Below are 15301 nucleotides of genomic sequence, written 5' to 3'. Positions count from 1 at the left end.
AACCCCCGGACATTTCTGCCCAGGGGTTTCTCAATTCTGAGAGATTCAGAACAACATGATTACATCATGCCGCCCATACCGCCCATGCCGCCCATACCACCAGCAGCACCTAAGTCAGGCGCATCGCCTTTCGGCAGGTCGGTAACCATGCACTCGGTGGTGATCATCAGACCCGCAACAGAAGCAGCGTACTGCAGAGCAGAACGCGTTACTTTGGTTGGATCCAGGATACCCATGTCGATCATGTTGCCGTACTCTTCAGTTGCAGCGTTGTAACCGTAGTTACCGTCGCCCGCTTTCACGGTGTTAGCCACTACAGAAGGTTCTTCGCCGCAGTTCAGCACGATTTGACGCAGCGGGGATTCCATTGCGCGCAGCGCAACTTTAATACCAACGTTCTGGTCTTCGTTCTGGCCTTTCAGGCCGGCAATTTTGCTTGCTACACGGATCAGCGCAACACCACCACCAGCAACCACGCCTTCTTCTACCGCAGCACGGGTCGCGTGCAGGGCATCTTCAACGCGGGCTTTCTTCTCTTTCATTTCAACTTCAGTCGCAGCACCTACTTTGATAACTGCAACGCCGCCTGCCAGTTTCGCTACGCGCTCCTGCAGTTTTTCACGGTCGTAGTCGGAAGTTGCTTCTTCGATCTGCTGACGAATCTGAGTCACGCGACCCTGGATTGCAGCTTCGTCACCCACGCCATCGATGATGGTGGTGGTGTCTTTGTTGATAACAACGCGTTTAGCCTGACCCAGATCTTCCAGAGTTGCTTTTTCCAGCTCCATACCGATCTCTTCAGAGATAACGGTACCACCGGTCAGGGTAGCGATATCCTGCAGCATCGCTTTACGACGGTCGCCGAAGCCTGGTGCTTTAACCGCAGCCACTTTCACGATACCGCGCATGGTGTTAACAACCAGAGTTGCCAGCGCCTCGCCTTCAACATCTTCAGCGATGATCAGCAGCGGTTTGCCTGCTTTCGCAACGGCTTCCAGAACCGGCAGCATTTCGCGGATGTTGGAGATTTTCTTATCAGCCAGCAGGATGAACGGGCTTTCCAGTTCTACTGCGCCAGTTTCCGGCTTGTTGATGAAGTAAGGAGACAGGTAGCCACGGTCGAACTGCATACCTTCAACCACGTCCAGTTCATCCTGCAGACCGGTACCGTCTTCAACGGTGATCACGCCTTCTTTACCGACTTTGTCCATCGCTTCAGCGATCAGTTTACCTACGGTTTCGTCGGAGTTAGCGGAGATAGTACCAACCTGAGCAATAGCTTTAGAGTCGGAGCACGGTACGGACAGTGCTTTCAGTTCTTCAACGGCAGCAGCGACAGCTTTGTCGATACCACGTTTCAGATCCATCGGGTTCATGCCCGCAGCAACGGCTTTCAGACCTTCAGTGATGATGGACTGAGCCAGTACGGTTGCGGTGGTGGTACCGTCGCCTGCAGCGTCGTTCGCTTTAGAGGCAACTTCTTTCACCATCTGCGCACCCATGTTTTCGAACTTGTCTTCCAGTTCGATTTCACGTGCTACGGAAACACCATCTTTAGTGATGGTCGGTGCACCGAAAGATTTATCCAGAACTACGTTACGGCCTTTTGGACCGAGGGTAACTTTCACTGCATCTGCCAGTACATTTACGCCGCGCAGCATTTTCACACGAGCGTCGTTACCGAATTTTACGTCTTTAGCTGCCATTTTCTCTTTCCCTTAAATTCGTATGTTCAGTGTCGTTCGCGGATTAGGCTTCAACAATTGCCAGGATGTCGCTTTCAGACATGATCAACACTTCTTCATTGTCGATCTTCTCAGATTTAACACCGTAGCCATCGTTGAAAATAACGATATCGCCGACTTTAACGTCCAGCGGCTGTACGGTACCGTTGTCCAGGATGCGACCCTTACCGACAGCGATGATTTCGCCACGAGTTGATTTACCTGCTGCAGAACCGGTCAGTACGATGCCACCAGCAGATTTAGATTCAACTTCTTTACGTTTGACGATCACACGATCATGTAACGGACGAATACTCATTGATAGCTCTCCTTTGAGAAAGTCTTTATCAGTTATGGGTGACGCCGGCCCGTAAACGGTTTCCCGGCTAGTGACCAGAGAGATGGGGATGGGGTTTTGTGCCTTCAAGGGGGCAAGCGAAAAAAAATTTTTATCAGCAGAAAATCCCGTCAAAACGCCGACGCGCCTCACATTTCATAACGATTTCAGCCGCGTCGTCATAAGCAAATCCGATTGTGATACCATCAAAAATCTGCGCTGTAGCCCGTCATTGGGCATAACCGGATAACAACTTATGAGCGGACTGAAACAAGAGCTGGGACTGGCTCAGGGCGTTGGCCTGTTGTCGACATCATTGTTAGGTACAGGCGTTTTCGCCGTCCCTGCGCTGGCTGCGCTGGTGGCCGGCAACAACAGTTTGTGGGCCTGGCCGGTGCTGATTGTTTTAGTTTTTCCCGTGGCGATTGTCTTTGCCATACTGGGTCGCCATTTTCCCAGCGCGGGCGGCGTAGCGCATTTTGTCGGCATGGCCTTTGGCTCACGCCTGGAGCGCGTCACCGGATGGCTGTTTTTGTCGGTGATTCCCGTCGGCTTGCCCGCGGCATTACACATCGCCGCCGGATTTGGTCAGGCGATGTTTGGCTGGCATGACGAGCAACTGCTGTTGGCGGAACTCGGTACGCTGGGATTGGTTTGGTATATCGGCTCTCGCGGCGCAAGCTCCAGCGCGAATCTGCAAACGGTCATTGCCGGACTGATTGTTGCCCTCATTGTCGCTATCTGGTGGGCGGGCGATCTGAAACCTGGCGAAATCCCCTTCCCTGCGATTAGCGATATTGAACTACCCGGGCTATTCGCCGCGCTGTCGGTGATGTTCTGGTGTTTTGTTGGCCTTGAAGCCTTTGCTCATCTGGCGTCTGAATTCAAAAATCCTGAGCGGGATTTCCCGCGCGCGCTAATGATAGGTCTGCTGCTGGCGGGCTCTGTTTATTGGGCATGCACCGTCGTCGTGCTTCATTTTGGCGCCTACGGTGAACAGATGGCGGCAGCGGCATCACTGCCAGAGATCGTCGTGCAGCTGTTTGGCGTACAGGCACTGTGGGTCGCCTGCATCATTGGTTATCTGGCCTGTTTTGCCAGCCTTAACATTTATATTCAAAGCTTCGCCCGGCTGGTCTGGTCGCAAGCACAGTATAAACCGGAGAGTCATCTGGCACGTCTGTCTCCCCGTCACCTTCCACGCAATGCGCTAAACGCCGTATTGGGCTGCTGCGTGGTGAGTACCTTGTGCATCTATATGCTGCAAATCAATCTCGATGCGTTAATCGTCTATGCCAACGGCATTTTTATTATGATTTACCTGCTGTGCATGCTGGCGGGATGTCGATTACTGAAAGGGCATTACCGCGCACTGGCAGTCATTGGCGGTCTGCTGTGTCTACTGCTACTGACGATGGTTGGCTGGAAGAGCCTGTACGCCCTGATTATGCTGGCTGGGCTGTGGCTGTTTTTACCGAGTCGGAAAATGGCTGAGGCCAAATAAGCAATAAAAAAGCCCGGTAGTACTTACCGGGCCTGCGGGGTCAGTCTCGACGATCGTCGTCTTTATGATCAAGACGGTTGCGCTCATCGTCTTTACGCTGAAATTCACCGTCGAAGGTCTCACCGCCACCGGTTCCAGCGCTAAAACCGCCACCCGGCATCCGCGAAAAACGTAAATGCGGCAGCAGTTTCATCGTCAGATGTTTTTGCACCGGAGGTAATAAAAGGAGAAGACCGAGGAAATCGGTGAAAAAGCCGGGCAGCACCAACAGCAAACCAGCGATAATCAGCGACACGCTTTTGATCATTTCTGCAGCCGGACTTTCACCAGCCGCCATTTTTTGTTGCATCAGTAAAAAGTTCTTAAATCCCTGGTTACGAACCAGTGACATACCGATAACCGACGTAAAAATAACCAAAATCAGCGTCATCAGGACACCAAATACATGGGCGACCTGAATAAAAATGGATATCTCTATGTAAACATAGAGAAAAATGGCAATTAGTGGTATCCAGCGCAAGGGGATCTCCTGTTAATAACAGTCGTTTTTTTCAACGCCTGTACGAAAATTATGTGACTCGCATCGGTTTGATATTGTGGTGGTTAGCAAAATTTCAAGCGGCTTGTACACTAATATTTAGGGTTAATCACAAAGGGGTGATCCATTTCACAGAATAATAAATAAGGGGTAAATTCCACGCTTTAAGTGATCCAGATTACGGTAGAAATCCTGAACCAGCATATGATCTCGAGTATCAGACCGATGCAGGGGATAATCGTCGGTCGAGAAACAATCGAAATCACATATATCCTGTGTGTTTAGTCAAATCATTGGCAGCTTGAAAAAGAAGGTTCACATGTTAAACAACATTCGTATCGAAGAAGACTTGTTGGGTACCAGGGAAGTTCCAGCGGACGCTTACTACGGTGTTCACACTCTGAGAGCGATTGAAAACTTCTACATTAGCAACAACAAAATCAGCGACATTCCTGAATTTGTTCGCGGTATGGTAATGGTTAAAAAGGCAGCGGCAATGGCCAACAAAGAGCTGCAAACCATTCCTAAGAGTGTGGCAAATGCCATCATCGCGGCGTGTGATGAAGTCCTGAATAACGGAAAATGCATGGATCAATTCCCGGTAGACGTTTACCAGGGTGGTGCGGGTACCTCCGTCAACATGAACACCAACGAAGTGCTGGCCAATATCGGTCTGGAACTGATGGGTCACCAGAAAGGTGAATATCAGTACCTGAACCCGAACGACCACGTTAACAAATGTCAGTCTACCAACGACGCTTACCCAACCGGCTTCCGTATCGCTGTTTACGCATCCATCATCAAACTGATTGATGCTCTGAACCAACTGCGTGAAGGCTTCGAACAAAAAGCTGTTGAATTCCAGGACATCCTGAAAATGGGTCGTACCCAGTTGCAAGATGCTGTACCGATGACTCTCGGTCAGGAATTCCATGCTTTCAGCGTACTGTTGAAAGAAGAAGTGAAAAACATTAGTCGTACCGCAGAACTGCTGCTGGAAGTTAACCTCGGCGCAACGGCAATCGGTACAGGTCTGAACACGCCGAAAGAATACTCCCCGCTGGCAGTACAGAAACTGGCTGAAGTCACTGGCTTCGCTTGTGTTCCTGCTGAAGACCTGATTGAAGCGACGTCTGACTGCGGCGCATACGTTATGGTGCACGGCGCACTGAAACGTCTGGCTGTTAAGATGTCCAAAATCTGTAACGACCTGCGTTTACTCTCCTCTGGCCCACGTGCTGGTCTGAACGAGATCAACCTGCCAGAACTGCAGGCGGGTTCTTCTATCATGCCAGCAAAAGTGAACCCGGTTGTTCCGGAAGTCGTAAACCAGGTGTGCTTCAAAGTCATCGGTAACGACATCACTGTCACCATGGCATCTGAAGCGGGTCAGCTGCAGCTGAACGTAATGGAACCGGTCATTGGCCAGGCAATGTTTGAATCCATTCACATTCTGAGCAATGCTTGCTACAACCTGCTGGAAAAATGCGTTAGTGGTATCACTGCTAACAAAGAAGTCTGTGAAGCGTTTGTATTCAACTCCATCGGCATCGTTACTTACCTCAACCCGTTCATCGGTCACCACAACGGCGACATCGTCGGTAAAATTTGTGCCGAAACCGGTAAGAGCGTACGTGAAGTTGTCCTGGAACGCGGTCTGTTGACCGAGTCTGAACTGGACGATATCTTCTCTGCACAGAACCTGATGCACCCTGCTTATAAAGCAAAACGTTATACTGATGAAAGCGAACAGTAATCGTGTAGGGTAGTACCGGAGAAGGCACGTCATGATGACGTGCCTTTTTTCTTACTCGAAGTTACTTAAAAACAACAATTTAATATCAACTTGTTAAACAACAAGGAAGGCTAATATGATAGTTTTAGAACTTATCATCGTTTTGCTGGCAATCTTTTTAGGTGCCAGACTTGGGGGTATAGGTATTGGATTTGCAGGTGGGCTGGGTGTTCTGGTTCTTGCCGCTATTGGCGTAAAACCGGGTAATATTCCGTTCGATGTTATTTCCATTATCATGGCGGTTATCGCTGCTATCTCTGCCATGCAGATTGCCGGTGGTCTGGACTATCTGGTTCATCAAACTGAAAAACTGCTGCGTAAGAATCCGAAATACATCACGATCCTTGCACCTATCGTGACCTATTTCCTGACGATCTTTGCCGGTACCGGCAACATCTCTCTGGCTACTCTGCCGGTTATCGCTGAAGTCGCGAAGGAGCAAGGTATCAAGCCTTGCCGTCCGCTCTCTACCGCGGTGGTTTCCGCACAGATTGCGATTACGGCGTCTCCAATCTCCGCGGCTGTGGTTTACATGTCTTCCGTCATGGAAGGTCATGGCATCAGCTACATTCACCTGCTGTCCGTGGTCATTCCATCCACTCTGCTGGCCGTTCTGGTGATGTCCTTCCTGATCACCGCACTGTTCAACTCCAAACTGTCTGACGACCCGATTTATCGTAAGCGTCTGGAAGAAGGCCTGGTTGAACTGCGCGGTGAAAGACAAGTTGAAATCAAAGCTGGCGCGAAAACCTCCGTTTGGCTGTTCCTGCTGGGCGTGGTTTGCGTCGTTGTATACGCCATCATCAACAGCCCAAGCCTTGGCCTGGTCGCTAAACCGCTGATGAACACCACCAACGCAATCCTGATCATCATGCTGAGCATCGCGACGCTGACGACAATCATCTGCCGCGTTGAAACTGACTCCATCCTGAACTCCAGCACCTTCAAAGCCGGTATGAGCGCCTGTATTTGTATCCTGGGTGTTGCATGGCTGGGTGATACCTTCGTATCTCACAACATTGACTGGATCAAAGATACTGCAGGTAGCGTAATCCAGGGTCATCCGTGGCTGCTGGCGGTCATCTTCTTCTTTGCTTCTGCACTGCTGTACTCTCAGGCTGCAACCGCTAAAGCACTGATGCCGATGGCTCTGGCTCTGAACGTTTCCCCGCTGACTGCTGTTGCGTCTTTCGCCGCGGTTTCTGGCCTGTTCATTCTGCCAACCTACCCAACTCTGGTTGCGGCGGTTCAGATGGATGACACCGGAACAACCCGCATCGGTAAATTCGTCTTTAACCATCCGTTCTTCATCCCAGGTACTCTGGGTGTCGTTCTGGCTGTCTGCTTCGGCTTCTTGCTGGGCAGCTTCATGCTATAAGACTTTACTGCAGGGTGCCTTCGCACCCTGCAGTTCCTCCTCTTTATCACCCCGCTTTAGCTAACATCCTTCCCTCGTCCGTTGTATAGTGACCACTCTTTAGCTGGTTACTCTGTTCTTTCGAGGTGTTTATGCTTGATGTAAAGAGTCAGGATATTTCCATCCCCGATACCGTTGTGGTGCTCTGTACTGCGCCGGATGAAGCAACCGCCCAGGATCTGGCTGCAAAAGTGCTGGCGGAAAAGCTAGCCGCCTGTGTAACGCTACTGCCCGGTGCGACCTCCCTCTATTATTGGGAAGGTAAACTGGAGCAGGAATATGAAGTCCAGATGATTTTAAAAACCACCGTTACGCACCAGCAAGCCCTACTCGATTGCCTGAAGTCACATCATCCATATCAAACACCTGAACTTCTGGTTTTACCCGTCATTCACGGAGACTTTGATTACCGCTCATGGCTCAACGCATCCTTACGCTGATCCTGCTGCTGTGCAGCACATCTACTTTTGCCGGATTATTTGACGCGCCAGGCCGCTCGCAGTTTGTACCTGCCGATCGGGCGTTTGTTTTTGATTTCCAGCAAAACCAACACGATCTGAACCTCACATGGCAGGTTAAAGATGGCTATTATCTGTATCGCAAACAGATAAGCATTACGCCTTCTCAGGCTGATATCGCCGAGGTAAAACTACCGCCGGGGGTCTGGCATGAAGATGAGTTTTACGGCAAAAGTGAGATATACCGTAAACAGTTGACCATCCCGGTCACGATCAATCAGGCGAAATCTGGCGCAACATTAACGGTCACGTACCAGGGCTGTGCTGACGCCGGATTTTGCTACCCGCCAGAAACCAAAACCGTACCGTTAAGTGAAGTATCCGCCGATACCCAGGCAACACCTGCGCCAGTGCCAGCCACTGTCGCGCCGCAAGAGCAACCGGAGCCCGCAGCCAAACTCCCCTTTACCGCTCTGTGGGCATTACTGATCGGAATAGGCATCGCGTTTACGCCCTGCGTATTACCGATGTATCCATTGATTTCCGGCATCGTGCTGGGCGGCAAGCAACGATTATCAACCGGGCGCGCACTGTTGCTGACGTTTATCTACGTCCAGGGGATGGCGCTCACCTATACCGCGTTGGGTCTGGTTGTTGCGGCCGCTGGATTGCAGTTCCAGGCCGCACTACAGCATCCTTACGTTCTGATTGGCCTTGCCGTCATCTTTACGCTACTCGCGTTATCGATGTTTGGTTTGTTTACGCTGCAGCTCCCTTCATCGCTGCAAACGCGCCTTACATTGATGAGTAACCGCCAGCAAGGTGGTTCTCCCGGTAGCGTCTTTGCGATGGGGGCGATCGCAGGTCTCATCTGTTCTCCTTGTACCACAGCCCCGTTAAGCGCGATTTTGCTGTATATCGCTCAGAGCGGGAACATGTGGCTGGGAGGCGGCACGCTGTATCTGTACGCGCTGGGGATGGGATTACCTCTGATGCTGATTACCGTATTTGGCAATCGCCTGTTACCTAAAAGCGGCCCCTGGATGGAGCATGTCAAAACCGCTTTTGGTTTTGTCATTCTGGCGCTTCCCGTCTTCTTACTCGAACGCATCATTGGCGACGAATGGGGCGCTCGCCTGTGGTCAGCGCTTGGCGTCGCATTCTTTGCGTGGGCATTCATCACCAGCCTGCAGGCAAAGCACGCCTGGATGCGCATCGTGCAGATTGTCCTGTTAGCTGCAGCGCTGGTCAGCGTAAGACCATTACAGGACTGGGCGTTCGGTGCGCCGCATGCTCAAGACCAGACGCATCTTAACTTTACGCCGGTAGCATCGGTAGATGCGCTAAATCAGGCGCTGGCGCAAGCTAAAGGCAAGCCTGTTATGCTGGATTTGTATGCCGACTGGTGCGTGGCCTGCAAAGAGTTTGAGAAGTATACGTTCAGTAACCCACAGGTTCAGCAAGCGCTCGGCAACACAGTGCTTTTGCAGGCGGATGTGACGGCAAACAATGCCCAGGATGTTGCTCTGCTGAAGCATTTACAGGTTTTAGGTTTGCCGACTATTTTGTTCTTTGACGCTGAAGGGAAAGAGCACCCGGAGGCCCGGGTAACGGGCTTTATGGATGCCACGACCTTCAGCGCACATTTGCGCGATCGCCAACCGTGAGCGACACTTGCAACAGGAAATACGGAGGAGAATACCGTGCAACGTGAAGATGTCCTGGGAGAAACCCTGAAATTACTTGAGGTTCAAGGGATAGCCAATACCACGCTGGAAATGGTGGCCGAACGTATCAATTATCCTCTTGATGAACTACAACGCTTTTGGCCCGATAAAGAGGCCATTCTGTACGATGCGTTACGTTACCTCAGCCAGCGGGTGGATATCTGGCGGCGTCAGCTTTTGCTGGATGACACCCAGAGCGTTGAGCAGAAATTACTGGCACGCTACAACGCGCTGTCCGAATGCGTGAGCAATAATCGCTATCCAGGCTGCCTGTTCATCGCCGCCTGTACGTTTTACCCCGATCCCGGACATCCGATCCATCAGTTAGCCGATCAACAAAAAAAGGCGGCGCATGACTTCACCCATGAACTGCTCACGACGCTGGAAGTTGACGACCCGGCAATGGTTGCCAAACAGATGGAACTGGTGCTGGAAGGCTGCCTGAGCCGCATGTTGGTCAATCGTAGCCATGCTGATGTCGAAACAGCACACCGTCTGGCTGAAGATATCCTGCGCTTTGCTCAGTGCCGTATGGGCGGTGCGCTGACTTAAGCGTACAACGCTTATTGGGTGGTGAGAAATTGGCACCACGCTATTTTGTTCAATCTTCAGGCATAAATGCGTAGATTGCCGTAATATTAAGCGGTTGAACGGTTTTTCCCGAAATTTAATTGACTGACAGACGTGAATACGGTTTAATGCGCCCCGTTGCCCGGATAGCTCAGTCGGTAGAGCAGGGGATTGAAAATCCCCGTGTCCTTGGTTCGATTCCGAGTCCGGGCACCACCGCATCAAAGCACGTTGGTTAAGGGATGAGATCCTTAACGGGCGTTTAATACAGGATTCGGTCATTACGGAATCTCCATCAGCGTAGTTTGGTTACACTGGTTGAATTCAGAATCGCATCCTCAAACAGGGTGTCTGTTAGCGCAGACACCCTGTTCTCGTTGCTGTATATTCTTACAACTTGAAATATCCCTGTCAAGCTGTGTTAATTTTCCGTCTCTTCTTCCCTGTTCTCTTCCCCCCTACAAACCTCACTGACCGTTCGTGTGTCGGTATACAGACCCAGCGCCATCTCCAGCGTTCTGGCTGCGGATGCAACACTGACATCCACATACTCCATGGTCGTCGCAATACTCTGATGCCCAAGCATGGATTTAACCAGATGCATGTTCCGCTCCGGTGACTCCATCAGAATCGTCGCCAGCGTGTGCCTGAAACGGTGGGCAGAAACCAGAAAACCACACTCCCGTGACAGACGCCTGAAAAATCCCTTGACCGCCTGATGGGCCCGCGCCGGACAATACACATAATCATCAGGCTCAATGCAGTCTGTAAACCGGCAAACATCAAACAAAAAATCATCAGGACCGGCTCCCAGACGTCGGGCCCGTGACAGGAGAAGTTCCAGGGGCGCTTTCAGAGGTGCCACGATCGGCACACACCACTCACGGTGTGTTTTACTCCCCTCCAGTTGCAGTTCAATCACCCCTTCTCCAGGACGAACATCCTTCAGCCTGATATGCTGCAGCTGATTAAAACGCATCCCGGTATAACGCAACACATCCAGAACCGTCAGCCAGTATCTTGCCGGATACAGGGCATTACGTCGCCGGTCGCAAGGTACCCTCTGCTGTGTTTCATATTCAGCAAACTTCTGAACAACCAGATAAACCTGGATCATCTGATCTTTGTTAAGCGTCTTCTTCTTTTTCGCCTCCTTTGCCACCGATGCCTCACATAACGGGTTTTCTGCCTGAGGCAGCAGCCCTTTTTTGATCCCAAAACCCAAAATCGCCCGGAGATGCGCCACCTTGTTATTCCACGTGTATGTTGAAAGTGACTGCGTTTTCAGAACCTGACGTCGCCAGCGCTGAATATCACGCTGGGCCACATCTGCCGGAAATACCCCCTCGCCCATAAAATCAACAAATCCCCGGACAACCTTGCGGTAACTCCATTCCGTATCCGGACGCAGGTTTCTCGAGAAAAAATACTCATCAAGCAGTTCATCCCAGGTCAGTTTCCCGGCCTTCTTTGATCCCATAAAAGCTCCATAACAAATCATTCCTTCCCCGCAGCATTCCGTCACGGAAATGCGATAAACGGGCTGTCTCCGGGGAGCCCTTTTCCGCTGAACAGACTGCGGCTTTTCACCAGGTAACCGCTGACAGGTTGATAACGCCCTTTTCGTTCCGCCGAACCATACAGCCTGGCCTGAACAAAGCGCTCCCCGGAACGAACCCGGTGAAGCCCCGCACGCTCAAATACGGACTGAACATAACGGCGATCGTGGTTACTCCCCGTCTGTTTCAGATACAGGTAAAACACATCCGGCACACGCAGAAAAGCATATCCGGCAATCAGATGAACTCTGGCATCAGGCTGATTCACCGGGATCTCTCCCGAATCCAGTCCATGTCTGAGCCATTCAACAAATTCACCACTACTGCCTGGAACCCTGACATTTTCCGTACTGTTCCTGTCCTGTGAGTGCTCAGGTGATTTTTTTATCTCCTGAGTCGGCTCACTGGTACATAAAACAGAGCCCAAAATCCCCGTGACTTGCGCAGGATCACTTTCCGCGCCAGCCTGTTCACTGTTTGCACAACCTGATTCATCAAAAATTGTCTTTTTATTTTCAACAGATTCCATCGCATCAGCCTCCGTGAGCTCAGTGTCATCACTGACTGCTGAAAACAGGCTCAGCAGCATATCGGTATCATCATGGAGGTTCTGCTCCTCCGGTGACTTTTCCTCCGCGTCTGTCGCAGACTGCAACGTATCCGGGACTACTGCTTCTGCCTCACCGGTTCCTGAAACAGATGGCTGCAGCGTAAATTCGCCCACCTCCGTGACGACCGCCGGCATTTCCGGCGCAATGGCCTCTGTTGATGTTTCTGTCTGGCTCTCAGATGGCACATTGCCTTCAGACTGCACTGTGGTTTCTGAAGGCAAAGGTGCCGTTACGGGTTCCGTTACTGGCGACGCAAGAAGCGGACTCTCCACCTCTTCTGCAGCTGTTTTCAGGACTGAACGAATCAATGCCATCTCCGGATGCTGATGCCAGACCGCTCCCGCCAGATTCTGTAATGCCCCCGGCACAGTGGCCAGCCAGGCTGTCGTCCCCTCCGGCAACAACTGCCCGGCCATCACCGCTGCCAGTTGCTGAGCCTCTGTGCCCTGCAGATGTTGCTGTCTGTAGCGAAAACGAAATGCTTCATCCGGTGATGACATCCCCGGCTGCCATAACTTTCCGCTGACCAGTTCCCCCTCCAGGTTTGCAAGAAGTGGCAGGTGATAAAACAGTGCCGACCAGAACACCACGGCATTCCATACACCGGACTGTGCGGCCTGCTCTTCCGGTGTGGCTCCGGGCGGAAACATATATCCTCTGGCCAGACGAACAGCACAGGTGGTGAACTGCAGTGTCAGGTCGCCAAAACCGTTGGCATCTGCCCACCGGGAGTCTCTGGCAGCGGGAACGTTCTGCGCCGCCATCAGGAGTTTTTGTACCGGCGTCAGGCAGAACTGCTGATACACATCGGATGGCATACTGCTGTTTTCCCATAGCTGCTTCAGACACTGTTTCCTGCGTGGTGTAAACGTCAGTTCCTCTGCAGTCCGGGGTATATAAAAACCTTCCGGCAGATGTTCCGGCTGACGGACGACTTCCGGGTCGGTTGTCTCAGCACTGCGGGTATTGCTGTTACCGGGAAGCAGTTTTTTCAGGCGATTAAGCATCTTCACTCCCCTACCCGTATACGGCATCGTTTTCCCCGCCTTCTGACGGAGATGCCTCTGCTGCTTTCTGGTTTTGTTTATTTCGACCAGCCTCTTCTGCAACCAGCTGGCGCATCAGACTGTTCAGTACCAGGGTTTTACGGGCACGGGTGACCGCAACGTACAACAGGTTAGTTTCGTCCCTCCGTTCATCTTCCGGCATCAGCGGGTCGGTGATATCCGCAAAATCCTCATCCAGTATCACCACCGGCCATTCCAGCCCCTTACTGCGGTGAGCCGTTGACACGGTAATATCCGCATCCTTCTCACACGTGACGGTATGCTCCAGCAGAAGCTTCAGTTTCACCGGCAACGGGAAACAGATATCCAGCAGGCGAATGGCCTGATTCATCTCCACATCCCGGGTGGATTTGGCTATCCGGCAGTATTCATCAAAATCGCGGTAATCCCGCCGCAGTGCATCAGAGTGCATCTTTTCCGGCATATCGGCAGAAAACCAGTACAGGTCCTCCAGTGCCTCTGTCCGGTAACCTTCAATACCGCCCACCCAGTACACCTTCCTGCCGCTCAGACTGGCCATCAGCGCCGTGCATATCACACCTGCCACCGTCCGGCTCAGTACCGTCTGGTGCCCTTCCGGTTTATCCGCGCCGGCACGGCTCATCAGTACTTCATCTTCCCCGCCACTGCCGGTCACCTGCCGTGTCTCACCAGCACGCTGCAAAAGCAGATTCGCCATCCGGGCCACTGACAGGCCAAAACGGAAGCTCTGCGTCAGCCAAAGGCGGTCTGCATCGTTCAGGGCAGGATGAAAAAGCGCATTATCTGCGCCACGAAAACGGTAAATCTGCTGGTAACGGTCACCAACCAGAATTACCCTGCAGGACTGACTGAGCACCAGTGCAGATGTCACAGGATTGGCGTCCTGTGCCTCATCAAACAGAATGGTGTCCCAGCGCCGGGACAGGTCCGGGGATGACAACTGGAACAGCTTCAGGTAGGTATCATGCGTGACAGGGAATGAGCCATCAGGACGACTCATCTCATGCCAGAGCACCTGTACTGCCTGCAGGATGGCTGAAACATCCGTACCGGCCCGGGCGTCCTCATCCGGCAAATGCTGCAGCCCCGGTTCAGTGTCAGCACTGCACAGAAACTGATTCAGACTGCTGAGTGCCAGACGAACCAGCAGCCAGTGACGGGTGTTCAGCTTTCTGGCCACATCCGTGATACGCAGGCTGGCAACCAGGCGATTCTGGTAATGTCTGCCGAAGCGCGACCAGGCCAGTTGGTGAGAAGTTTTGCACTCCACATTAAACGGAAATTTACGCTCAGCCTCATCGCGTACAGCGCGGTTATAAGCCAGATACAGCATTCTGCTGTCGGGGTTTGCCAGTGCATACTGAACCAGGGTACTGGTCTTTCCTGTGCCGGCAAAGGCGTTCACAACCAGCTTCTGCCCCTGCCAGTGAATAATGGCAGATTGTTCATCGGTGGGTGTCAGTGACATACAGGCCCCTGTAAAGAAAAAATGGTGCGCACACTCTGCATCACTACAGAATGTGCACACCATCATTAACTCTTTACCAGTGCAAAGAAATTATCCCGTCTGTTGCACCATCTTTGTCTCCCCTGCTGCTAACCAGCTTACTGCATATTCCTGTATTTAGCATCAGCTCGTAAATAAAACCCCAGCCTGCATGCAGTAACACATGCCCAATACCACATGAGCAGCAGAACAGCCCCGTTTTCAGAGACATGGAGCAATATGTTGAAAAGCTATAAAACCGTATGCTTAAATACTACAGGTACACAATACACTATGGATTCTGGCTCAGTATGAGTGATATCGAACATCTGAAAACAACGGATTATAAATTCTTACTCGAAAACGAAACCATTATTTATGTTAATCAGTTTCACTGTGTATGCTCAACCAGAACAGGAGATGTCCTTGCCGGCAATCAGGAGCAGGGTGATGCTGCCAACTTACTGATTTAGTGTATGATGGTGTTTTTGAGGTGCTCCAGTGGCTTCTGTTTCTATCAGCTGTC

At 51.7% G+C, this 15301-nt stretch carries 13 protein-coding genes and 1 tRNA gene; 8 read left to right on the top strand and 6 right to left on the bottom strand.

The genetic code is table 11. The annotated features are described in order from the left end of the window. Nucleotides 1-59: 59 nt before the first annotated feature. Complete coding sequence (gene groL, locus OGY15_RS19830) at nt 60-1706, bottom strand: chaperonin GroEL (RefSeq protein WP_003025464.1); 1647 nt, start codon at nt 1704-1706, stop codon at nt 60-62. Nucleotides 1707-1749: 43 nt separating this feature from the next. Then, complete coding sequence (locus tag OGY15_RS19825; protein WP_000027827.1) at nt 1750-2043, bottom strand: co-chaperone GroES; 294 nt, start codon at nt 2041-2043, stop codon at nt 1750-1752. 274 nt (nt 2044-2317) lie between these two features. Here OGY15_RS19825 and yjeH point away from each other — a divergent pair, with 274 nt between their 5' ends. After that, a complete protein-coding gene (gene yjeH, locus OGY15_RS19820) occupies nt 2318-3565 on the top strand; it encodes an L-methionine/branched-chain amino acid transporter (protein ID WP_187253589.1) in 1248 nt (415 codons plus the stop codon). Nucleotides 3566-3605: 40 nt separating this feature from the next. On the opposite strand, the gene OGY15_RS19815 is transcribed toward yjeH, so the two are convergent. Continuing rightward, complete coding sequence (locus tag OGY15_RS19815; RefSeq protein ID WP_151217315.1) at nt 3606-4085, bottom strand: FxsA family protein; 480 nt, start codon at nt 4083-4085, stop codon at nt 3606-3608. A 337-nt stretch (nt 4086-4422) separates the two neighbouring features. Here OGY15_RS19815 and aspA point away from each other — a divergent pair, with 337 nt between their 5' ends. The 6 genes from aspA (at nt 4423) to OGY15_RS19785 (ending at nt 10286) form a co-directional block, all read left to right on the top strand. Then, nucleotides 4423-5859: an aspartate ammonia-lyase gene (aspA, locus tag OGY15_RS19810; RefSeq protein WP_016151388.1), complete on the top strand. Its 1437-nt coding sequence runs from the start codon at nt 4423-4425 to the stop codon at nt 5857-5859. A gap of 115 nt (nt 5860-5974) precedes the next feature. Then, nucleotides 5975-7276 carry an anaerobic C4-dicarboxylate transporter DcuA gene (gene dcuA, locus OGY15_RS19805; protein ID WP_151217313.1) on the top strand — a complete coding sequence of 434 codons (1302 nt, stop codon included), beginning with the start codon at nt 5975-5977 and terminating at the stop codon, nt 7274-7276. A gap of 131 nt (nt 7277-7407) precedes the next feature. Further along, nucleotides 7408-7755, top strand: a complete 348-nt coding sequence (gene cutA, locus OGY15_RS19800; protein ID WP_151217311.1) for a divalent cation tolerance protein CutA — start codon at nt 7408-7410, stop codon at nt 7753-7755. Continuing rightward, nucleotides 7731-9440 carry a protein-disulfide reductase DsbD gene (locus OGY15_RS19795; protein WP_187259230.1) on the top strand — a complete coding sequence of 570 codons (1710 nt, stop codon included), beginning with the start codon at nt 7731-7733 and terminating at the stop codon, nt 9438-9440. The genes cutA and OGY15_RS19795 overlap by 25 nt, the downstream gene beginning before the upstream one ends. Before the next feature lie 36 nt (nt 9441-9476). Then, on the top strand, nt 9477-10052 hold the full coding sequence (locus OGY15_RS19790; RefSeq protein ID WP_210904338.1) for a transcriptional regulator: 576 nt from the start codon (nt 9477-9479) through the stop codon (nt 10050-10052). A 158-nt stretch (nt 10053-10210) separates the two neighbouring features. Continuing rightward, a tRNA-Phe gene (locus OGY15_RS19785) sits at nt 10211-10286 on the top strand. A gap of 205 nt (nt 10287-10491) precedes the next feature. Here the strand turns inward: OGY15_RS19785 and OGY15_RS19780 are convergent. The 3 genes from OGY15_RS19780 to OGY15_RS19770 are packed head-to-tail and all read right to left on the bottom strand — an operon-like array spanning nt 10492 to nt 14757. Further along, the gene (locus OGY15_RS19780; protein ID WP_187790914.1) at nt 10492-11550 is read right to left on the bottom strand and encodes a tyrosine-type recombinase/integrase; all 1059 of its coding nucleotides are present in this window, start codon (nt 11548-11550) and stop codon (nt 10492-10494) included. Between the two features lie 41 nt (nt 11551-11591). Beyond that, nucleotides 11592-13247, bottom strand: coding sequence for a TraI domain-containing protein (locus OGY15_RS19775; protein ID WP_057513807.1), 1656 nt, complete (start codon nt 13245-13247; stop codon nt 11592-11594). A 10-nt stretch (nt 13248-13257) separates the two neighbouring features. Beyond that, entirely contained in the window at nt 13258-14757 is a 1500-nt protein-coding gene (locus OGY15_RS19770) for a UvrD-helicase domain-containing protein (protein ID WP_097506487.1), read from the bottom strand. A 329-nt stretch (nt 14758-15086) separates the two neighbouring features. Here OGY15_RS19770 and OGY15_RS19765 point away from each other — a divergent pair, with 329 nt between their 5' ends. Then, complete coding sequence (locus tag OGY15_RS19765; RefSeq protein WP_286540776.1) at nt 15087-15248, top strand: hypothetical protein; 162 nt, start codon at nt 15087-15089, stop codon at nt 15246-15248. Nucleotides 15249-15301: the final 53 nt, after the last annotated feature.

This window comes from Citrobacter sp. Cu231 (genome assembly GCF_030332265.1).
GTDB lineage: Bacteria > Pseudomonadota > Gammaproteobacteria > Enterobacterales > Enterobacteriaceae > Citrobacter > Citrobacter meridianamericanus.
Note: the sequence above shows the minus strand (reverse complement) of the source record. Positions and strands in the feature narration are given on the sequence as shown.